Consider the following 19,141-nt stretch of genomic DNA (forward strand, 5'->3'; position numbering starts at 1 on the left):
TGACCGGGGATGCCCCCTGCCCCCCCGCCTCCGCGGCCACCCCCACCCCCACAGGGATTTTTGGCGTCTGAATGATCTCCGGATATGTCCTGGGTTGGGCCAACCGCCGCACCTGGCCTATGCTGCACCCCATCGCTTTCTTTCCCGGTCGATTTCATGGGTCGCACCTTTCTCTACATCCTGCTGCTGATCGCCCTGCCCGCCGCCGCGCAGATCTACAAGTACACCGATGCCAATGGCAACACGGTTTACAGCGATCACTCGCCGGACGGTGTTCAGGCGCAGCCGGTCGAGTTGCCGCCACTCAACCGTGTCGAGCCACAGGCACCGAGCGCGCCAGCGCCTTCAAGCACCGACACACGCCCCGCGGCACGCAGTGCCTACGAGGTGCTGGAGCTGACCGGCCTGCCCAGCGAAGAAGCGCTGCGGGCCAACAACGGCACCTTCACTGTCAATGTGTTGATCAAGCCGCGCCTGCAGGCGCCGCACCAATTAAGGCTGGTGCTGGACGACGCGCCTTACGGCCAGCCGAGCAACGTGCCGATCCTGCAATTGGTGAATGTCGATCGCGGCGAGCATCGTCTCGCGGTGCAGGTGATCGACGGCGAAGCGATCATCCAGCAGAGCCCGGCGGTGGTGTTCACCGTACAGCGGGTGCACAAGCCGTGAGAAATTTCTGGCTGATCCTGTGCCTGTTCGCCCTGCCCGTTTCGGCAGAGGTCTTCACCTATGTCGACGCGCAGGGCAATCGCGTCTACACCGACCAGCCGCGCGGCAACGCCAAGCGCGTGCCTATCGCCACCAGCAATCGCATGTCGGCCAACCCCACGGCTGCAGCACCGATCAGCGCTGTAAAAAAGGTCGCGGAACAACCACCGTTTCACTACGACATGCTGCGCATCCTGATCCCCGAGCCGGATGCGACCCTTCGCAGCAGCGCGGGCGAGGTGATCGTCAGTGTCACCAGCGAACCTGGCTTACAGCAGGGCCATCGCTATCGCCTGCTGCTGGACGGCCAGGCCACTGGCGAGCCGGGACTTAGTCCGGTATTCCCGCTGAGCAACATCGACCGCGGCAGTCACAACCTGTCGGTGGAAATCCTTGATGAGCAGGGTCGCACTGTCGAGCGCACCGCCAACCAGCCATTCCACATGCTGCGCATCTCGCTGGCGCAGAAACGCCAGGTCAAACCCTGCGTCAGCGAGGACTACGGCGTGCGCCCGGAATGTCCGCTGAAAGACAAACCCGCCGAAGAAAAAAACCCCTTCCTGCGCTTCTTCTAACGCCATTCAGCTTTACGCACTATATTGGTGCAATAGACTGCACCGTACCCAGATTCCAACCCATTTTGGTTCGAAACTTCCCGTTCGACCTGGCACCCTGCCACTCAAACGAGCGTCAAACGCCTGTTTCACGGGTTGAACGCTTCTTTTCGGAGCCTTGGTTTGGTTTTTGCATTTTCCGTTTAACGACGCCTGCTTCTTGCGCACGCTCCGCCCCCAAAAGAGGCTCCGATGACTATTAGCGACGCAATCCACCGTTTGCTGCTCGACAACCTGACCACCGCCACCATCCTGCTCGACGCCGAACTGCGCCTCGAATACATGAACCCGGCGGCCGAGATGCTGCTGGCCATCAGCGGTCAGCGCAGCCATGGGCAGTTCATCAGCGAGTTGTTCACCGAGTCCACCGAGGCGCTCAACTCGCTGCGTCAGGCGGTCGAACAGGCACACCCTTTCACCAAGCGCGAAGCGATGCTCACCGCCCTCACCGGCCAGACTCTGACCGTGGACTACGCAGTGACACCGATCCTCAGCAACGGCGCGACCATGCTTCTGCTTGAGGTGCACCCGCGTGATCGCCTGCTGCGGATCACCAAGGAAGAGGCGCAACTGTCCAAGCAGGAAACCAGCAAAATGCTGGTGCGTGGTCTCGCCCACGAGATCAAGAACCCGCTCGGCGGCATCCGGGGCGCCGCGCAGTTGCTGGCCCGCGAACTGCCGGAAGACAGCCTGCGCGACTACACCAACGTGATCATTGAAGAGGCCGACCGCCTGCGCAATCTGGTCGACCGCATGCTCGGCTCGAACAAGCTGCCGTCGCTGGCGCTGTGCAACGTCCACGAAGTGCTGGAGCGCGTCTGCCAACTGGTCGAAGCGGAAAGCCAGGGCTGCATCACCTTGGTGCGCGACTACGACCCGAGCATTCCCGACGTATTGATCGACCGCGAACAAATGATTCAGGCCGTGCTGAACATCGTGCGCAACGCGATGCAGGCGATCAGCAGCCAGAACGAGCTGCGTCTGGGCCGCATCAGCCTGCGCACCCGGACCATGCGCCAGTTCACCATCGGCCACGTCCGCCATCGCCTGGTGACCAAAATCGAGATCATCGACAACGGCCCGGGGATCCCTGCAGAACTTCAGGAAACCATCTTCTTTCCCATGGTCAGCGGCCGCCCGGACGGTACCGGGCTGGGCCTGGCCATCACCCAGAACATCATCAGCCAGCACCAGGGCCTGATCGAGTGTGACAGCCACCCCGGCCACACCACGTTCTCGATCTTTCTGCCACTGGAACAAGGAGCCACATCGACATGAGCCGTAGTGAAACCGTGTGGATCGTCGATGACGACCGTTCTATCCGTTGGGTTCTGGAAAAGGCCTTGCAGCAGGAAGGCATGACCACGCAGAGCTTCGACAGCGCCGATGGCGTGATGAGTCGTCTGGCCCGTCAGCAGCCTGATGTGATCATTTCCGACATCCGCATGCCGGGCGCCAGTGGCCTCGACCTGCTGGCACGTATCCGCGAACAGCACCCACGGCTGCCAGTGATCATCATGACCGCGCACTCCGACCTCGACAGCGCCGTTGCGTCTTATCAGGGCGGCGCTTTCGAATACCTGCCGAAACCGTTCGACGTCGACGAGGCGGTGTCGCTGGTCAAACGCGCCAACCAGCATGCGCAGGAGCAGCAAGGCCTGGAAGTGGTGCCGGCTCTCACCCGCACGCCGGAAATCATCGGCGAAGCGCCAGCGATGCAGGAAGTGTTTCGGGCCATTGGCCGCTTGAGCCATTCGAACATCACCGTGCTGATCAACGGTGAATCCGGTACCGGTAAAGAACTGGTGGCCCACGCCCTGCACCGCCACAGTCCGCGCGCGGCCTCGCCGTTCATCGCGCTGAACATGGCGGCGATCCCCAAGGACCTGATGGAATCCGAGCTGTTCGGCCACGAGAAAGGCGCGTTCACTGGCGCGGCCAACCTGCGTCGCGGCCGCTTCGAGCAGGCGGACGGCGGCACGCTGTTCCTCGACGAAATCGGCGACATGCCGGCCGACACCCAGACCCGTTTGCTGCGGGTGCTGGCCGACGGCGAGTTCTATCGCGTCGGCGGGCACGTGCCGGTCAAGGTCGATGTGCGGATCATTGCCGCGACTCACCAGAATCTGGAAACCCTGGTGCACGCCGGGAAATTCCGTGAGGACTTGTTCCACCGCCTCAACGTGATCCGCATCCACATTCCGCGCCTGTCGGACCGTCGCGAAGACATCCCGACCCTGGCCAAGCACTTCCTCAGCCGCGCCGCGCAAGAACTGGCGGTGGAGCCGAAGCTGCTCAAGAGCGAGACCGAGGAATACCTGAAGAACCTGCCATGGCCGGGCAACGTGCGGCAGCTGGAGAACACCTGCCGCTGGATCACCGTGATGGCCTCCGGGCGCGAAGTGCACATCAGTGACCTGCCGCCGGAACTGCTGAGCCTGCCGCAGGACTCGGCGCCAGTGACCAACTGGGAGCAGGCGCTGCGCCAGTGGGCCGATCAGGCGTTGGCCCGTGGCCAGTCTAGCCTGCTCGACAGCGCGGTACCGGCGTTCGAACGGATCATGATCGAGACTGCACTGAAGCACACGGCCGGTCGCCGTCGTGATGCGGCGGTATTGCTCGGTTGGGGACGTAATACCCTGACGCGCAAGATCAAGGAATTGGGGATGAAAGTGGACGGTGGGGATGATGATGAGGGGGATGAGGGCTGATCAACCACACCCTCTGTGAGAGTGGGCTTGCTCACGAAAGCGCTGCTCATGAAACGTATCAGTGACTGACGCGACGCCTTCGCGAGCAAGCCCGCTCCCACAGTGGTCCCGCCGTGCACCAACCTAATGCACTTTGACCCGTGATCGGGCATCGCAACCTGTGCAAAAACCATCCAGGCAAGACTGAAAAACCCAGCCAGTAAAAACACCAAAGCCCCGATTTTCGGGGCTTTGGTGCATTTGAGGGATTTTTCTGTTTCCAAATACTAAAACTGGCACGCCGCCTGCAACAACCCTCACAGGTGATTCGATTCACCACCCGTTTCGGGGACCTTGGTACAGGCAGGCCGGGGATTCCCCTCTTTACACCGGGTTCAAACCGCAACGCGGCGAACCCACCCTTTTGGGATCCTTGGTACAGGCAGGCCGGGGGTTCCCTCTTTACACCGGACCGACGCTCTCAGCGAAGTCCACCCCGTTTTGGGAACCCTGGTACAGGCAGGCCGGGGATTCCCGCTTTTATTGCTCCCGGAGATGGATCTCCAGCCGCCAGCGGTCATCGACCTTGCTCCCGGCCCACTCCCCTTGCAGCGGCCGCGCCGCCAGCACCGTCAGCAACAGCCCACCGTCACTCACGCGCGTTCGCCAGTTCACGTCCTTGCCGTTGAGCTTCAGCTGACCCTTTTGCGCCTTGCCCTCTGCCTGAAACAACAGGGCCACGGTGCCATCGATGATTTCACCGTGCAGCTTCGGTTCGTTGCTGAACCACACCACCAGGCCGTCACCGGTCACGTCGACCTGCTGCAGCACACTGGGGTCCGGCGTGGTCAGGCGACCGATCATCAAGCCGACCATCACGCCGACAATCGCCAGCGAACCGATCACCCGCGGGAATAGTTTCGAACGCGGGTCGGCTTGCGGCGTAGAATGCGCGTCATCTTTACCTTCGGAGCCGTGCATGTTTCACGTCATCCTTTTTCAACCAGAAATTCCGCCGAACACCGGCAACGTTATCAGGCTGTGCGCCAACAGCGGCTGCCACCTGCATTTGATCGAACCGCTGGGTTTCGAGATGGACGACAAGCGCTTGCGCCGGGCCGGTCTCGACTACCACGAATATGCCACGTTGCAGCGCCACGCCGACCTCGCCAGTTGCCTGGAAAGCCTCGGCAACCCACGGCTGTTCGCGTTCACCACCAAGGGCTCGCGGCCGTTTCACGACGCCGCGTTCGTCCCGGGCGATGCGTTCATCTTCGGCCCGGAAAGCCGTGGCCTGCCGGCGGAAGTGCTCGACGCCCTGCCCGCCGAACAGCGCCTGCGCCTGCCGATGCGTGAAGGCTGCCGCAGCCTGAACCTGTCCAACACCGTGGCGGTGGCCGTGTACGAAGCGTGGCGGCAGAACGACTTCAAATAACACCGGATAACAAATGTGGGAGCGGGCTTGCTCGCGAAGGCGTCGGATCAGATGACATTGATGTCGCCTGACACTGCGCTTTCGCGAGCAAGCCCGCTCCCACATTGGACTTGCGTCGTCGCTCAGATACTTACTGAACGGTCGGCGTCTCGCCAGCTTCCTGCATGCGCTGCAGCTCTTGCGCGTACAGGGCGTCGAAGTTCACCGGCGCCAGCATCAGGGCCGGGAAAGAACCACGGGTCACCAGGCTGTCCAGGGTCTCGCGAGCATACGGGAACAGGATGTTCGGGCAGAACGCACCCAGGGTGTGACTCATCGAAGCCGCGTCCAGGTTCTTGATCAGGAAGATACCGGCCTGTTGCACTTCAGCGATGAAGGCCACTTCGTCGCCGTTTTTCACGGTCACGGACAGGGTCAGTACCACTTCGTAGAAATCACCTTCCAGTTCTTTCTGACGGGTGTTCAGGTCCAGGCCGACGGTCGGGTCCCACTGCTGGCGGAAGATCGCCGGGCTTTTCGGGGCTTCGAAGGACAGATCGCGTACGTAGATGCGCTGCAAGGAGAATTGCGGTGCGGTTTCTTCTTCGCTGGCTGCAGTGTTCTGTTGGTCAGTCATCTCAGATCCTTTCTGATCTTGGGTCTTTTAGGGAGTGCTGTACGTGGGTGCAGCCGTTCAGGCCTTGAGCAGCGCGTCGAGCTTGCCGGCGCGCTCCAGGGCATACAAATCATCACAACCGCCGATGTGCTTTTCGCCGATCCAGATCTGCGGCACGGACGTGCGTCCGGCCTTCTGACTCATGGCAGCACGAATCTGCGGCTTGCCATCGACCTTGATCTCTTCGAAGGCCACACCTTTGTTCGCGAGCAATTGCTTGGCTCGCATGCAATAAGGGCAGTAGTCGCTGGAGTAGACGATGACTTCGCTCATATCACTTCACCAGCGGCAGGTTGTCGCCTTTCCAGCTGGAGATCCCGCCGGACAGCTTGGCGGCAGTGAAGCCGGACTTCATCAGCTCGCGAGCGTGGGTGCCAGCGGTCTGGCCCAGGGCGTCGACCAGAATGATGGTCTTGGCCTTGTGCTTTTCCAGCTCGCCGGTACGCGCAGCCAGTTTGTCTTGAGGAATGTTGATCGCGCCAACGATATGGCCGGCGGCGTAATCTTTCGCCGGACGGATGTCCACCACCACGCCTGCGTCCTTGTTGACCAGTGCGGTCAGTTCGCCGGTGCTCAGGCTTTTACCGCCGCCCTGCATCGTGTGCGCCAGCAGCAGAGCCAGCAGTACGACGAAGATACCGACAAGAATGTAGTGGTTAGTGGCAAATTCAATCAGGTGAGCAACCATCGAAGGAGGTTCCAGGGCGTTAAAATGTCGGCCAGTATACACAGCCACTATGGTGGGCCAAACCCCGTCCGGCGGTGACGTGGTCGGAACTAAGCATTAAACTCGCCACTCCCTTTTCCATCGCCCTCTTCTTTATTAGCCACGAGTGGATTCCATGACTACCACGCCTAAACCTTTGGTCCTGATGATTCTCGACGGCTTCGGTCACAGTGACAGCCACGAATCCAATGCCGTGTATGCGGCGAAGAAGCCTGTGCTCGATCGTCTGTGGGCCACGGTGCCGAACGGCCTGATCTCGGGCAGCGGCATGGACGTTGGTCTGCCGGACGGCCAGATGGGCAACTCCGAAGTCGGCCACATGAACCTCGGCGCCGGGCGCGTGGTGTATCAGGACTTCACGCGCGTGACCAAAGCGATCCGCGACGGTGAGTTCTTCGACAACCCGACCATCTGCGCTGCCGTGGATAAAGCCGTGGCCGCCGGCAAAGCCGTGCATTTCATGGGTCTGCTGTCCGATGGCGGCGTGCACAGCCACCAGGATCACCTGATCGCCATGGCCGAACTGGCCTTCAAGCGCGGCGCCGAGAAAATCTACCTGCACGCCTTCCTCGACGGTCGCGACACGCCGCCGAAAAGCGCCGCTTCGTCGATCGAACTGCTCGACGCGACCTTCCAGGCGCTCGGCAAGGGCCGCATCGCCAGCCTCATCGGTCGCTACTTCGCGATGGACCGTGACAACCGTTGGGACCGCGTATCTCAGGCCTACAACCTGATCGTTGACGGCAACGCCGAATTCAACGCCGCCACCGCTCAGGAAGGCCTCGACGCCGCCTACGCCCGTGGCGAGAGCGACGAATTCGTCAAAGCCACCACTATCGGCGAGCCGGTCAAGGTCGAAGACGGCGACGCCGTGGTGTTCATGAACTTCCGCGCCGATCGTGCCCGCGAGCTGAGCCGAGTATTTGTCGAAGACGATTTCAAGGAATTCGAGCGCGCGCGCCAGCCAAAAGTGCAGTACGTGGGCTTGACCCAATACGCCGCCAGCATTCCAGCCCCTGCAGCCTTTGCTCCGGGCAGCCTGGAAAACGTGCTTGGCGACTACCTGGCAAAAAACGGCAAGACTCAGCTGCGCATCGCCGAAACCGAAAAATACGCGCACGTGACCTTCTTCTTCTCCGGCGGCCGTGAAGAACCGTTCCCGGGTGAAGAGCGCATCCTCATCCCGTCGCCGAAAGTCGCCACCTACGACCTGCAACCGGAAATGAGCGCACCCGAGGTCACCGACCGCATCGTCGACGCCATCGAGCATCAGCGTTACGACGTGATCGTGGTCAACTACGCCAACGGCGACATGGTCGGCCACAGCGGCGTGTTCGACGCTGCGGTAAAAGCCGTGGAATGCCTGGACACCTGCGTCGGGCGCATCGTCGAGGCGCTGGAAAAGGTTGGCGGCGAAGCGTTGATCACCGCCGACCACGGCAACGTCGAAAAAATGGCCGATGAAGAAACCCATCAGGCGCACACCGCGCACACCACCGAGCCGGTGCCGTTCATTTATGTCGGCAAGCGTGACCTCAAGGTCCGTGAAGGCGGCGTATTGGCGGACGTCGCGCCGACCATGCTGATGCTGTTGGGCCTGGAGAAACCGGCGGAAATGACTGGTACCTCGATTCTGGTCTGACCGAATCCATCAAACGCCGCAAAACCCTGTAGGAGTGAGCCTGCTCGCGATAGCAATCTGACAGTCAACTACTCTGTTGAATGTGAGAACGCCATCGCGAGCAGGCTCACTCCTACATTGGTTTATGGTGGTTTCAAAGATTATTTGATGCTGTATCTCCAGCCAGTTATCACACAAGCCCAATTGGGCGTTTTTTTTGCAGCCTCGGGCGGGCATACTAGGCCGTCCATTACCCTGGTGCCGCCCGCCTCTATGCTCCGCGTCCTGATCGCCCTCGCTCTGACCTGCCTGCTCCAACCGGCCTTCGCTGACGAGCGCGCGCAAACCCAACAGCAGCTGGATGCCACGCGTCAGGACATTGCCGAGCTGAAAAAGCTGCTGGGCAAGCTGCAGGAAGAAAAATCCGGTGTGCAGAAAGAGCTCAAGGGCACTGAAACCGAGATGGGCAAGCTCGAGAAGCAGGTCGATGCCCTGCAGAAAGAGCTGAAGAAAAGCGAATCCGAGCTGCAGCGGCTCGATGCGGAGAAAAAAAAACTCCAGAGCGCGCGCACTGAACAGCAGCGACTGATCGCCATCCAGGCCCGCGCGGCCTACCAGAATGGCCGTCAGGAATACCTCAAGCTGCTGCTCAACCAGCAGAATCCCGAGAAATTCGCCCGCACCCTCACCTATTACGATTACCTGAGCCAGGCCCGCCTGGAGCAGTTGAAGAACTTCAACGAAACCCTGCGCCAACTGGCCAATGTCGAAAAAGACATCGCCATGCAGCAGGCGCAATTGCTGGTACAGAAAAGCAGCCTCGACACCCAGCGCGACGAACTGGAAAAGGTCCGCAAGGAACGCCAGCAAGTCCTCGCCAAGCTCAACGATGACGTAAAGGCCCGCGACCAGAAACTGGCCGCCCGCGAGCAGGATCAGGCAGACCTGTCTAAAGTCCTTAAAACCATTGAAGAAACCCTGGCCCGACAGGCCCGTGAGGCAGAAGAAGCGCGGCAGAAAGCGCTGATCGCCCAGCAGGAAGCGGAAAAAAAGCGTTTGCGTGAGGCGCAGGCTGACAACAGCGACGCCCCACGAAAACCCGTCAAATCAACCCCCGGCGCACTGGTGTCCAGCAGCGGCGAGACCTTCGGTGGCCCTTTTGCTGCAACCCGGGGAAAACTTCCATGGCCGGTTGATGGTCGATTGCTGGCACGCTTCGGCGAAAGCCGTGGCGACGATGCCCGCACCAAGTGGGATGGCGTGATGATCAGCGCCGCTGCCGGCAGCCAAGTGCATGCCGTGCATGGCGGGCGCGTGGTGTTCGCCGACTGGTTGCGTGGCGCCGGGCTGCTGGTGATCCTTGATCACGGCAATGGTTATCTGAGTCTTTACGGTCACAACCAGACACTGCTCAAGTCGGCCGGTGACGTGGTAAAAGCCGGTGAGTCGATCTCCACTGTGGGTAACAGTGGCGGTCAGGACACACCAGCGCTGTATTTCGCAATTCGTCAGCAGGGTCACCCGAGTGATCCGGCGCAATGGTGTCACGCGCAAGGATAAGCGCGTCGCCTAATTCAGGAGTTCGTTCGACATGCTGCATTTGTCCCGCCTTACCTCGCTGGCCCTGACGATCGCCCTGGTGATCGGCGCGCCTCTGGCGTTCGCCGCTCAACCGGCCCCGGCCGTCGCTCCGGCAGGCACTGCCGCGACCGCCAAGGCCCCGTTGCCGCTGGAAGAGTTGCGCACCTTTGCCGAGGTCATGGACCGGATCAAGGCGGCGTATGTCGAGCCGGTGGATGACAAGACCCTGCTGGAAAACGCGATCAAGGGCATGCTCAGCAACCTCGATCCGCACTCCGCGTATCTCGGCCCTGAAGACTTCACCGAACTTCAGGAAAGCACCAGCGGCGAATTCGGCGGCCTGGGCATCGAAGTCGGCTCCGAAGACGGTTTCATCAAGGTCGTCTCGCCGATCGACGACACCCCGGCGTCGAAGGCCGGCATTCAGGCCGGTGACTTCATCGTCAAGATCAACGGTGCGCCAACTCGCGGCCAGACCATGACCGAAGCCGTGGACAAGATGCGCGGCAAGATCGGTCAGAAAATCACCCTGACCCTGGTGCGCGACGGTGGCACGCCGTTCGACGTGACCCTGGCCCGCGCCGTGATTCAGGTGAAGAGCGTCAAGGCGCAGCTGCTGGAGTCGGGCTACGGCTACATTCGCATCACCCAGTTCCAGGTCAAGACCGGCGAAGAGGTCTCCAAGGCGCTGGCCAAGCTGCGCAAGGACAACGGCAAAAAGCTCAACGGCATCATCCTCGACCTGCGCAACAACCCGGGCGGCGTGTTGCAGGCGGCAGTGGAAGTGGTCGACCACTTCATCAAGAAAGGCCTGATCGTCTATACCAAAGGCCGGATCGCCAACTCCGAACTGCGCTTCTCCGCCACCGGCAAAGACGAAAGCGAAGCGGTGCCGATGGTCGTGCTGATCAACGGTGGCAGCGCCTCCGCTTCGGAAATCGTCGCCGGCGCCCTGCAGGATCAGAAACGCGCGGTAGTCATGGGCACCACCAGTTTCGGCAAGGGCTCGGTGCAAACCGTGCTGCCGCTGAACAACGACCGCGCGCTGAAGATCACCACGGCACTGTACTTCACGCCGAACGGCCGCTCGATCCAGGCCCAGGGCATCGTTCCGGACATCGAAGTGCGCAAGGCCAAGATCACCAACGAAGCGGACGGCGACTACTTCAAGGAAGCCGACCTGCAAGGTCACTTGGGCAACGGCAACGGCGGCGCAGACAAGCCGACCGGTTCCGGCACCAAGGCCAAGGCCATGCCGCAGGATGACGATTACCAGTTGGCCCAGGCCCTGAGCCTGCTTAAGGGCTTGAGCATCACGTCCGGCCGTTGAGGATGTCTTTGCGTTTGCTCTTCGTCCTGCTGTGCTATCTGGCGGGTGCTGCTCACGCAGAACCCGCCAGGACGCCACCGCCAAAAGCCTACCTGACGCTGATCATCGACGACCTGGGGCAGAACCTGCCCCGGGATCGCCGTGTGCTGGCTCTGCCCGGCCCAGTGACCACGGCGATCATGCCCGACACCCCGCACGCCACCGAATTCGCCCGCGAAGCCCATCGCGCCGGCAAGATCGTGATCCTGCACATGCCGATGGATCCGGCCACCGGTCCGTACGCCTGGCACCCCGAACTGCCGCTCGAAGAGCTGCAAAAGCGCCTCGACGCCGCGTTCAAAATGGTCCCCTACACGGCGGGCATCAACAACCACATGGGCAGTCGCATGACCGCCCAGCCGGTGGCGATGGCGTGGCTGATGGGCGAGTTGCAGCGTCGGCACAAGTTCTTCGTCGACAGCCGCACCAGCGCCCAGACCGTGGCGGCGCAGCAAGCACAGAAGATCGATCTGGCGAGTGTTTCGCGCGATGTGTTTCTCGATGACGAACGCACCGAAGCCGCCATTTTCAACCAGCTGCAGACGGCGATCAGCCTGGCCCGCAAGCAGGGCTCGGCAGTGATGATCGGCCACCCTTACCCGCAGACGCTGGCGGTGCTGGAACGTGAATTGCCGAAGCTCAAGGCGCAAGGCATCGAGTGGATCGATATCAAGCAGATGATCAGCGTGCGGAGTAACAAAGCGACAGCTGCACACGGGAAAAATGGAATTTATCGTTAAGCTATCAACTTATTAAATTCTCATAAGCCTCTACGTCCAAAATAAGCAGCAATAACTTATAGAACCGACTCAAACCTAACTGTCTTATTCTGCGCCAGTCTTACACCCATATATTAGCCAAGGACTGGCCATGAACTTTAAATATATCCACCCAAGCTTTTTATTACTGACTGCCTTCTCACTTCCTGCCTGTTCCAGCCCTGTCGATTACGGCAAGGGCGCTGAAAACTTCTCACCGTCGCAACACCTGACTAACAAAGATGGCGAAAATAACCACTGGATGGGAATCGGTGAGTACAAAAGCCGCGAGCACGGTTCCTGCACCGCCTTCCTGATCGACACTAACAGCTCTCGACCGTCCGATTCCGCCTATGCACTGACCAGCGCCCACTGCGTGGGCAAGGAAAACGGGGTCATGCGAATAGATGACCCTATCGAAGCCAGCATTACCTTCAACAACTTCATCGATACGACTGCTGCCTCCAGGACCGTTTCTCTGCAGAAAGTAGCCTGGAGCAGTATTCAGGGTGTCGACCTGGCTCTGTTGGAGCTTGGAGTGTCACAGGGTGAACTTCTGGCTCAGGGCATCACGCCCATGAAACTGGCCCGGCAGGCGCCGGCAGAAGATAGCGACATTCTGATTGTGCACAAACCCGTTGGCTCTCCATTACAAATGTCCGCCTGCACCCACATGCCCTCCCCGGCGATTTTCGAAAAGCCCTGGGTTTGGCGGCATACCGTCAGCAACCAATGCAAAGATATTGCTTCCGGAAGCTCGGGGAGTCCGGTCATCGTTCGAGCGACCAACGAGGTCTATGGCGTCCTCGGGACCTTGGCTCACCATCTGACGCCGCTGCCTGGATACGGTCAGATGCCGAGCGGCAGTTACGGCAGTCCCACCTCGGTTTTCAACAACTGCTTTTTCGATGGCAAACTCAATACGGATCCGCAGGTGTGCGAATTATTTCCGGCAGCCTCTATCAGACTGCCTGCCCAACTGCCAACGCATGCAAAGATCAGCGTAAGCGCTCAGGGCAACTACGTTTATCCAGAATGGAACTTCGAAATAACCGCCAGCACCCGGTTTATCCGGACTAAACGGACGGCTGACCCGGTCGACTGCGAAGTTCCGCAAGACTACAGCCAGCCAATCACCACCGGCACTGCGCCGACTCGATTAAATGTTCCGATGGGACCTGAAACCGGGCCTAGCAACCTTTGCATCATCGCCACAAACAGTACTGAGGACATATTACCCGCAGGCACTTATCGCAATGCCGTCACTGTTCCCACTTATCTGGTTGATGCGGGCCCGACGCCTGTTCCGACCATAGAGACTTCGTTTAACAAAGAGATAAACAGGGCACTGATTCTGTGGCCGGAACGCAAGAACGAGGGTCTTGATCGATACGAGGTAAAAGGCGGCCTTGCTGAAAAAGTCAGTTGCGAAGACCCGCAGGGTTATAGGCATGTGACCTCCAATTGGCTACGCCCGCAAAGCAACTTCCCCCTCAAACTCTGCGTTTACGCTGTCGACCCCAACAATCAGCGCTCAGAATTGAAGGAATACATCCTGGAATGGGAAGCGCTCAAAAACAGCGCCCCCTGAGCTGACCAGTAACGTCGGCCTTGTGCTTCTGCATCAATAGGCAAAACAGGAGCGCAAGGCTGCCCATGGCAAGGAACGGTTTTTTGGAAATAACTGGTCACGACGTCATACATAGTTACCGCCAGAGACCGGTTGCGATTACCGATAGTGAGACCTGCAACAGGTCGCGACCCCCTTGAGTCGCCGTTCAACTATCAGGAGTGACCATGACCATTCATGACCAGGCCGCAGCGCCATCCAGGCAAATCGAGCCGATCCGACACGACAATCTGCTGATCCATTTCACCACGGAATTTCACCGGATCTGGGACAGTACCGGCTCACGGGCTAAACCCGCGACCTTCTGGCGCCCGACTCCGGCGCCGGATGTATTGCCGGGCTATTTCCCGCTCGGCGACGTGTTCGTCGCCGGGCACGACAACATTAACGGCAGCACCGTGGTAGCTGTGGTTTGTGAAGCCGATGCACCCAGTGCAGATCCGGCCAGGGGCCCGGCATTAAGGCGCCCGGACGATTTCGAGCTGATCTGGAAAGATTCCGGCTCAGGCTCGAAGAAAGACGGGGCCGTATGGCGACCGATCGCCCCGCAAGGCTATGTGGCCATGGGCGCGGTCTGCTCCAATGATCACGAAAAACCTTCACTCAACGCGGTTCGCTGTGTACGCGCCGATCTGGTGATCGCCTCGGACGTTGGCGAACTGATCTGGAATGACAAGGGCAGCGGTGCCAGACAGAGTTTCAGCGCCTGGAGCGTCACGCCGACGAATGCGCCGCCGGGAGAGATTCATTTCGCACCAGGCACCTTTGTTGGGGCAAGCAGTTTCAACCGGCCAGAGAGCAATGTCGGTGCCTATTCACTACGGATGCAGATCGCGCCATTGATCCAGTCATCGCCACAGCTGCCGACGCTCTCCGCAGCGCGAGCCCCAGAGACCAAGGGAGTGGCTACGCTCGCCCAAGTCATCGAGCTGCCATGGTTCGTGGTCAAGGATGACTTGTCGCCAATTGATCAATTACGCACCACGCCGTTTTATCGTTTGGAAAGAACCGACCAGTACTATTTGGTTGGGAGCGGACACAACACAGGCGAGGAGGCACGGGCTTTCAAGTGGACTGCGCAGCGGCTGCAGAATCCGAAGACGCTGCGTCTGTTCACTCAACTTACTGCGATCAGTTTTGTGAGCCCGTGGGCAACGAAGGCAGACGCTCCTGTGTCACTCCCATTCTCGGCAAGACTGGACAGCCAGTTCACTCACAGCGAGACGTCAACCAGTGGTTGGCAGACTCCATTTGCTACCTATGTGATCGCCATGGCCGGCAAAGGCAAATTCGTCGCGGTGTATCAGCTGGAGAGTTTCTACGAGCTGCGTCGTGCTGACGGCTCGCAAGCGGGGATCAATCTGGCTTACACCCAGAACGATAACCTGAGTCTGCTGCAGTATCCGCCGCAAGAATGCACCCACCAGGCAACAGACAAGTCGTTGCCGACGGCTACAGATAGCGCCCCATGATCTCGTCGACAACCCCGTCCTTGCGCATCTGATCCAGCGCCGCCTGCAGCCTGGCGACCGTTGCGTCCGACACATCCTTGTTCAGCGCCAGATATAACTCGGCGCTGTTGAAGCGCAACACGGTCTTGAGTCCAGTGACCCCGTCCTGCCGCGCCAGATAACGCCCGGCAGGATCACCCGTGGCCCACAGGTCGATCTGGCCATTGACCAGTTTTTTCGCGTTGTCCTGATCGCGCAGAACGACCGAAGGCTTCAAGCCCTGCTTGGCCAGCGTCTCGGCAATCGCATCGCCTTTGTAGGCACCGATCTTGTATTTGCGTGCATCGTTGAGGGTGTCGAGGGTGATCTTGCTGTCGGCCCTGGCCAACATGATCCAGTCGTCCGGACCGATCGGACCGACCCATTTGAACAGGTTTTCGCGATCCGGCAGGCGGGCCATCACGAAGGCGCCATAACCGGGGTTTTCCAGCGCCAGTTTGTAGACGCGCTCCCATGGGAAGCGCAGGGTCAGGCTGTAGGTGAGCCCGGCGCGCTTGAACATTTCGCGGACGATGTCGGCGGCAATGCCGTTGATGTTCTCGCCCTTGGCGAAATTCTTGCCGTCTTTCGCCATGTTGTAGGGCGGAAAGTTTTCGGTGAGGAGCACCAGATCGGTGTCGGGACTGTTTTCGGCCCGCGCCGTGTTGAGCAACAACACAGAGGCACTGGCGAGAACAAGAAGCAGGCGTTTGATCATGTCGGGCTACCGGAATCCATGGCGTGCCCAAGAGTGCCTTGGGTACGCCATGCTGTCCACTGGCCTGTACGGTTTAGCGCATCACGATGCCGCGTTTAGCCATATACGCTTTCGCTTCCTGCACAGTGTATTCGCCGAAGTGGAAAATACTCGCCGCCAGTACCGCGCTGGCGTGGCCTTCGAGGATACCGTCGGCCAGATGCTGCAGGTTGCCGACGCCGCCGGAGGCGATCACCGGAATGCCCAGCGCATCGCTGATCGCGCGAGTCACGCCGAGGTCGAAGCCGTTTTTCATGCCGTCCTGATCCATACTGGTCAGCAGGATTTCGCCGGCACCCAGGCCTTCCATCTTCTTCGCCCATTCGACCGCGTCGAGGCCGGTCGGCTTGCGCCCGCCGTGGGTGAAGATTTCCCAGCGCGGGGTTTCGCCCGGGCCGGAGACCTTCTTCGCGTCGATGGCGACGACGATGCACTGCGAGCCGAAATGCTGCGCCGCTTCGCCAACAAACTCCGGATTGAACACCGCTGCGGTGTTGATCGAAACCTTGTCCGCACCAGCGTTGAGCAGGTTGCGAATGTCCTGCACGGTGCGCACGCCACCGCCGACGGTCAACGGGATGAACACCTGGCTGGCCATGCGCTCGACGGTATGCAGCGTGGTGTCGCGGCCATCGACGCTGGCGGTGATGTCGAGAAAGGTAATCTCGTCGGCACCCTGCTCGTCATAACGACGGGCGATTTCCACCGGGTCGCCGGCATCGCGGATGTTCTCGAACTTCACACCTTTGACGACCCGGCCGTTGTCCACGTCCAGGCAAGGGATGATGCGTTTGGCCAGCGCCATGGTCAGTCCTCAGCCTTGGTACGCATCGCAGAAAGCTTGCGCTTCGGCGACGTCGAGGGTGCCTTCGTAGATCGCCCGGCCAGTGATTGCACCGATGATGCCCGGCGCCTTGGCGTCGAGCAGCGACTTGATGTCACCCAGATTGTGGATACCGCCGGACGCGATCACCGGGATCTTCGTCGCTGCCGCCAGTGCAGCGGTGAACGGTACGTTGCAGCCCTGCATCATGCCGTCTTTGGCGATGTCGGTATAAACGATCGAAGACACGCCGTCGGCTTCAAACTGCTTGGCCAGGTCGATGACCTGCACGGTGCTGATTTCAGCCCAGCCGTCGGTGGCGACGAACCCGTCTTTGGCATCCAGGCCGACAATGATCTTGCCCGGGAACGCGCGGCAGGCCTCAGCGACGAACGCCGGATCTTTAACGGCTTTGGTGCCGATGATCACGTAGCTGACGCCCGCCTTGACGTAGTGCTCGATGGTTTCCAGCGAGCGGATACCGCCACCGATCTGGATCGGCAGGTTCGGGTAGCGTTTGGCGATCGCGGTCACCACTTCACCGTTGACCGGCTGGCCTTCGAACGCGCCGTTCAGATCGACCAGATGCAGACGGCGGCAACCGCCCTCCACCCACTTGGCAGCCATGCTCACCGGGTCATCGGAGAACACTGTGGAATCTTCCATGCGGCCCTGGCGCAGACGTACGCAGGCACCGTCCTTGAGATCGATAGCGGGAATAATCAGCATCTGGCAAACCTTCAAATTTGAATGTTCAGCTTGGCTCGGAAATCAGTTTTTCTCGAGCGCCCACAGGTCGCTTTCGATGCTTTCAAACCGCTCTTTGAGGTGGGTCTGCACATCGAAAATCGCCCTGTTGTAATAGTGCGGAGCAATTTCGCGGGTAAACAGCTCAAGAATTTCCGCCGCTTCGAACGAACCCAGGTCAAGTTCGAACCGATCCTCCATGAACCGCTGGATCTTGCGGTTGGCCTCGTTCTCCTGTTCGGGAGTGAGGGTCAGGATCGGCGGTTTGGACTTCTTGGCAGCCATTTACCAGCGACCGTCCCACGCGGCGAAGTTCTGCAGCAATTGCAGGCCATGGGTATGGCTCTTCTCCGGGTGGAATTGCACGGCGAAACGCGAGCCTTCGGCCAGCGCGGCAGCGAAATCGACTCCGTAATGACCGCTACCGACTACCTGCCGCGCATTGGCGGCAGCGATGTAGTAGCTGTGCACGAAGTAGAAACGCGCCATGTCCGGAATGTCGTGCCACAGCGGGTGACTGACCTTCTGCTGCACTTCGTTCCAGCCCATGTGCGGGACTTTCAGGTGCTCGCCGTCTTCATGCAGGTCTTTGCCGAAGAACTTCACGGCGCCCGGGAACAGGCCGATGCAGTCGACGCCGTCGTTCTCTTCGCTGCTGTCGAGCAGGGCTTGCATGCCGACGCAGATGCCGAGGAACGGACGATCCTGGCTGACTTCACGCACCAGCGCGTCGAAACCGAGACGACGGATCTCCGCCATGCAATCGCGAATCGCACCAACGCCGGGGAACACCACGCGGTCGGCTTCGCGGATCACGTCCGCATCGCTGGTGATCAGCACCTTGCCGGCGCCGACGTGCTCGAGGGCCTTGGCCACCGAGTGCAGGTTGCCCATGCCGTAGTCGATAACTGCAACCGTCTGCATTACAGAACGCCTTTGGTCGATGGCATTTGCCCGGCCATGCGCTCATCCAGCTCGACGGCCATGCGCAGCGCGCGGCCGAAAGCCTTGAACACGGTTTCGATCTGGTGGTGGGTGTTGGTGCCACGCAGGTTGTCGATGTGCAGGCTGACCAAGGCGTGGTTGACGAAGCCCTGGAAGAATTCCTGGAACAGGTCGACGTCGAAGCCGCCCACGGTGGCGCGGGTATACGGCACGTGCATCTGCAGGCCTGGACGGCCGGAGAAGTCGATCACCACACGCGACAGCGCTTCATCGAGCGGCACGTAAGCATGACCGTAGCGACGGATGCCTTTCTTGTCGCCGATGGCTTTGGCGAAGGCCTGGCCGAGGGTGATACCGACGTCTTCCACGGTATGGTGGTCGTCGATATGCAGATCGCCCTTGCATTCAATATCCAGGTCGATCAACCCGTGACGGGCGATCTGATCCAGCATGTGCTCAAGAAAAGGAACACCGATATCGAATCGGGCCTTTCCGGTGCCATCAAGGTTGATCGAGGCTTTGATCTGGGTTTCCAGAGTGTCGCGCTCGACAGACGCCTTACGTTCGGCCATCACCAGCTCCGCAAAATCA

At 60.2% G+C, this 19,141-nt stretch carries 21 protein-coding genes; 11 read left to right on the plus strand and 10 right to left on the minus strand.

The window, feature by feature from the left end; translation table 11 throughout:
- Positions 1-156: 156 nt before the first annotated feature.
- From LVD08_RS13335 to ntrC, 4 genes are all read left to right on the plus strand, one after another.
- A complete protein-coding gene (locus tag LVD08_RS13335; RefSeq protein WP_027611268.1) occupies positions 157-669 on the plus strand; it encodes a DUF4124 domain-containing protein in 513 nt (170 codons plus the stop codon).
- On the plus strand, positions 666-1,283 hold the full coding sequence (locus LVD08_RS13340; RefSeq protein ID WP_103368314.1) for a DUF4124 domain-containing protein: 618 nt from the start codon (positions 666-668) through the stop codon (positions 1,281-1,283). Before LVD08_RS13335 ends, LVD08_RS13340 begins: the two co-directional genes overlap by 4 nt.
- Before the next feature lie 231 nt (positions 1,284-1,514).
- Positions 1,515-2,600 carry a nitrogen regulation protein NR(II) gene (glnL, locus tag LVD08_RS13345; protein ID WP_007961730.1) on the plus strand — a complete coding sequence of 362 codons (1,086 nt, stop codon included), beginning with the start codon at positions 1,515-1,517 and terminating at the stop codon, positions 2,598-2,600.
- Positions 2,597-4,033 (plus strand): nitrogen regulation protein NR(I), encoded by a 1,437-nt coding sequence (ntrC, locus tag LVD08_RS13350; protein ID WP_007961729.1) that lies wholly within the window; start codon positions 2,597-2,599, stop codon positions 4,031-4,033. The genes glnL and ntrC overlap by 4 nt, the downstream gene beginning before the upstream one ends.
- Positions 4,034-4,552: 519 nt before the next feature.
- Here the strand turns inward: ntrC and LVD08_RS13355 are convergent.
- The gene (locus tag LVD08_RS13355) at positions 4,553-4,993 is read right to left on the minus strand and encodes a hypothetical protein (protein WP_247268367.1); all 441 of its coding nucleotides are present in this window, start codon (positions 4,991-4,993) and stop codon (positions 4,553-4,555) included.
- Here LVD08_RS13355 and trmL point away from each other — a divergent pair.
- A complete protein-coding gene (gene trmL, locus LVD08_RS13360) occupies positions 4,992-5,447 on the plus strand; it encodes a tRNA (uridine(34)/cytosine(34)/5-carboxymethylaminomethyluridine(34)-2'-O)-methyltransferase TrmL (RefSeq protein ID WP_027611265.1) in 456 nt (151 codons plus the stop codon). The genes LVD08_RS13355 and trmL overlap by 2 nt on opposite strands.
- Before the next feature lie 130 nt (positions 5,448-5,577).
- Here trmL and secB read toward each other — a convergent pair whose 3' ends face one another.
- From secB to LVD08_RS13375, 3 genes are read right to left on the minus strand one after another with little or no spacing between them, the layout of a single operon-like run.
- Entirely contained in the window at positions 5,578-6,063 is a 486-nt protein-coding gene (secB, locus tag LVD08_RS13365) for a protein-export chaperone SecB (RefSeq protein WP_027611264.1), read from the minus strand.
- A 57-nt stretch (positions 6,064-6,120) separates the two neighbouring features.
- On the minus strand, positions 6,121-6,375 hold the full coding sequence (gene grxC / locus LVD08_RS13370) for a glutaredoxin 3 (protein ID WP_003220774.1): 255 nt from the start codon (positions 6,373-6,375) through the stop codon (positions 6,121-6,123).
- Position 6,376: 1 nt separating this feature from the next.
- Positions 6,377-6,790 (minus strand): rhodanese-like domain-containing protein, encoded by a 414-nt coding sequence (locus LVD08_RS13375; RefSeq protein ID WP_007961724.1) that lies wholly within the window; start codon positions 6,788-6,790, stop codon positions 6,377-6,379.
- Between the two features lie 154 nt (positions 6,791-6,944).
- Here LVD08_RS13375 and gpmI point away from each other — a divergent pair, with 154 nt between their 5' ends.
- The 6 genes from gpmI (at position 6,945) to LVD08_RS13405 (ending at position 15,260) form a co-directional block, all read left to right on the plus strand.
- Complete coding sequence (gene gpmI, locus LVD08_RS13380; RefSeq protein WP_202370820.1) at positions 6,945-8,471, plus strand: 2,3-bisphosphoglycerate-independent phosphoglycerate mutase; 1,527 nt, start codon at positions 6,945-6,947, stop codon at positions 8,469-8,471.
- Between the two features lie 252 nt (positions 8,472-8,723).
- A complete protein-coding gene (locus LVD08_RS13385; RefSeq protein ID WP_027611262.1) occupies positions 8,724-10,010 on the plus strand; it encodes a murein hydrolase activator EnvC family protein in 1,287 nt (428 codons plus the stop codon).
- Between the two features lie 31 nt (positions 10,011-10,041).
- The gene (locus LVD08_RS13390) at positions 10,042-11,361 is read left to right on the plus strand and encodes a S41 family peptidase (protein ID WP_027611261.1); all 1,320 of its coding nucleotides are present in this window, start codon (positions 10,042-10,044) and stop codon (positions 11,359-11,361) included.
- A gap of 2 nt (positions 11,362-11,363) precedes the next feature.
- Positions 11,364-12,140 (plus strand): divergent polysaccharide deacetylase family protein, encoded by a 777-nt coding sequence (locus tag LVD08_RS13395; RefSeq protein WP_247268368.1) that lies wholly within the window; start codon positions 11,364-11,366, stop codon positions 12,138-12,140.
- 130 nt (positions 12,141-12,270) lie between these two features.
- Entirely contained in the window at positions 12,271-13,749 is a 1,479-nt protein-coding gene (locus LVD08_RS13400) for a S1 family peptidase (protein WP_247268369.1), read from the plus strand.
- A gap of 206 nt (positions 13,750-13,955) precedes the next feature.
- Entirely contained in the window at positions 13,956-15,260 is a 1,305-nt protein-coding gene (locus tag LVD08_RS13405; protein ID WP_247268370.1) for a Vps62-related protein, read from the plus strand.
- Here the strand turns inward: LVD08_RS13405 and LVD08_RS13410 are convergent.
- The 6 genes from LVD08_RS13410 to hisB all read right to left on the minus strand — a co-directional run bounded on the left by LVD08_RS13410 (position 15,241) and on the right by hisB (position 19,122).
- Positions 15,241-15,996, minus strand: coding sequence for a substrate-binding periplasmic protein (locus LVD08_RS13410; protein ID WP_247268371.1), 756 nt, complete (start codon positions 15,994-15,996; stop codon positions 15,241-15,243). The two genes, LVD08_RS13405 and LVD08_RS13410, sit on opposite strands and share 20 nt — an antisense overlap.
- A 73-nt stretch (positions 15,997-16,069) precedes the next feature.
- The gene (gene hisF, locus LVD08_RS13415; RefSeq protein WP_007909211.1) at positions 16,070-16,840 is read right to left on the minus strand and encodes an imidazole glycerol phosphate synthase subunit HisF; all 771 of its coding nucleotides are present in this window, start codon (positions 16,838-16,840) and stop codon (positions 16,070-16,072) included.
- Between the two features lie 9 nt (positions 16,841-16,849).
- Positions 16,850-17,587: a 1-(5-phosphoribosyl)-5-[(5-phosphoribosylamino)methylideneamino]imidazole-4-carboxamide isomerase gene (hisA, locus tag LVD08_RS13420; protein ID WP_097086957.1), complete on the minus strand. Its 738-nt coding sequence runs from the start codon at positions 17,585-17,587 to the stop codon at positions 16,850-16,852.
- A 42-nt stretch (positions 17,588-17,629) separates the two neighbouring features.
- A complete protein-coding gene (locus LVD08_RS13425; protein ID WP_003220751.1) occupies positions 17,630-17,890 on the minus strand; it encodes a DUF2164 domain-containing protein in 261 nt (86 codons plus the stop codon).
- Positions 17,891-18,529 (minus strand): imidazole glycerol phosphate synthase subunit HisH, encoded by a 639-nt coding sequence (gene hisH / locus LVD08_RS13430; RefSeq protein WP_027611254.1) that lies wholly within the window; start codon positions 18,527-18,529, stop codon positions 17,891-17,893. It abuts the gene before it with no gap.
- On the minus strand, positions 18,529-19,122 hold the full coding sequence (gene hisB / locus LVD08_RS13435) for an imidazoleglycerol-phosphate dehydratase HisB (RefSeq protein ID WP_007909204.1): 594 nt from the start codon (positions 19,120-19,122) through the stop codon (positions 18,529-18,531). Before hisB ends, hisH begins: the two co-directional genes overlap by 1 nt.
- Positions 19,123-19,141 lie beyond the last annotated feature (19 nt).

This window comes from Pseudomonas sp. YL2 (assembly GCF_023063025.1).
Classification (GTDB): Bacteria; Pseudomonadota; Gammaproteobacteria; order Pseudomonadales; family Pseudomonadaceae; genus Aquipseudomonas; species Aquipseudomonas putida_A.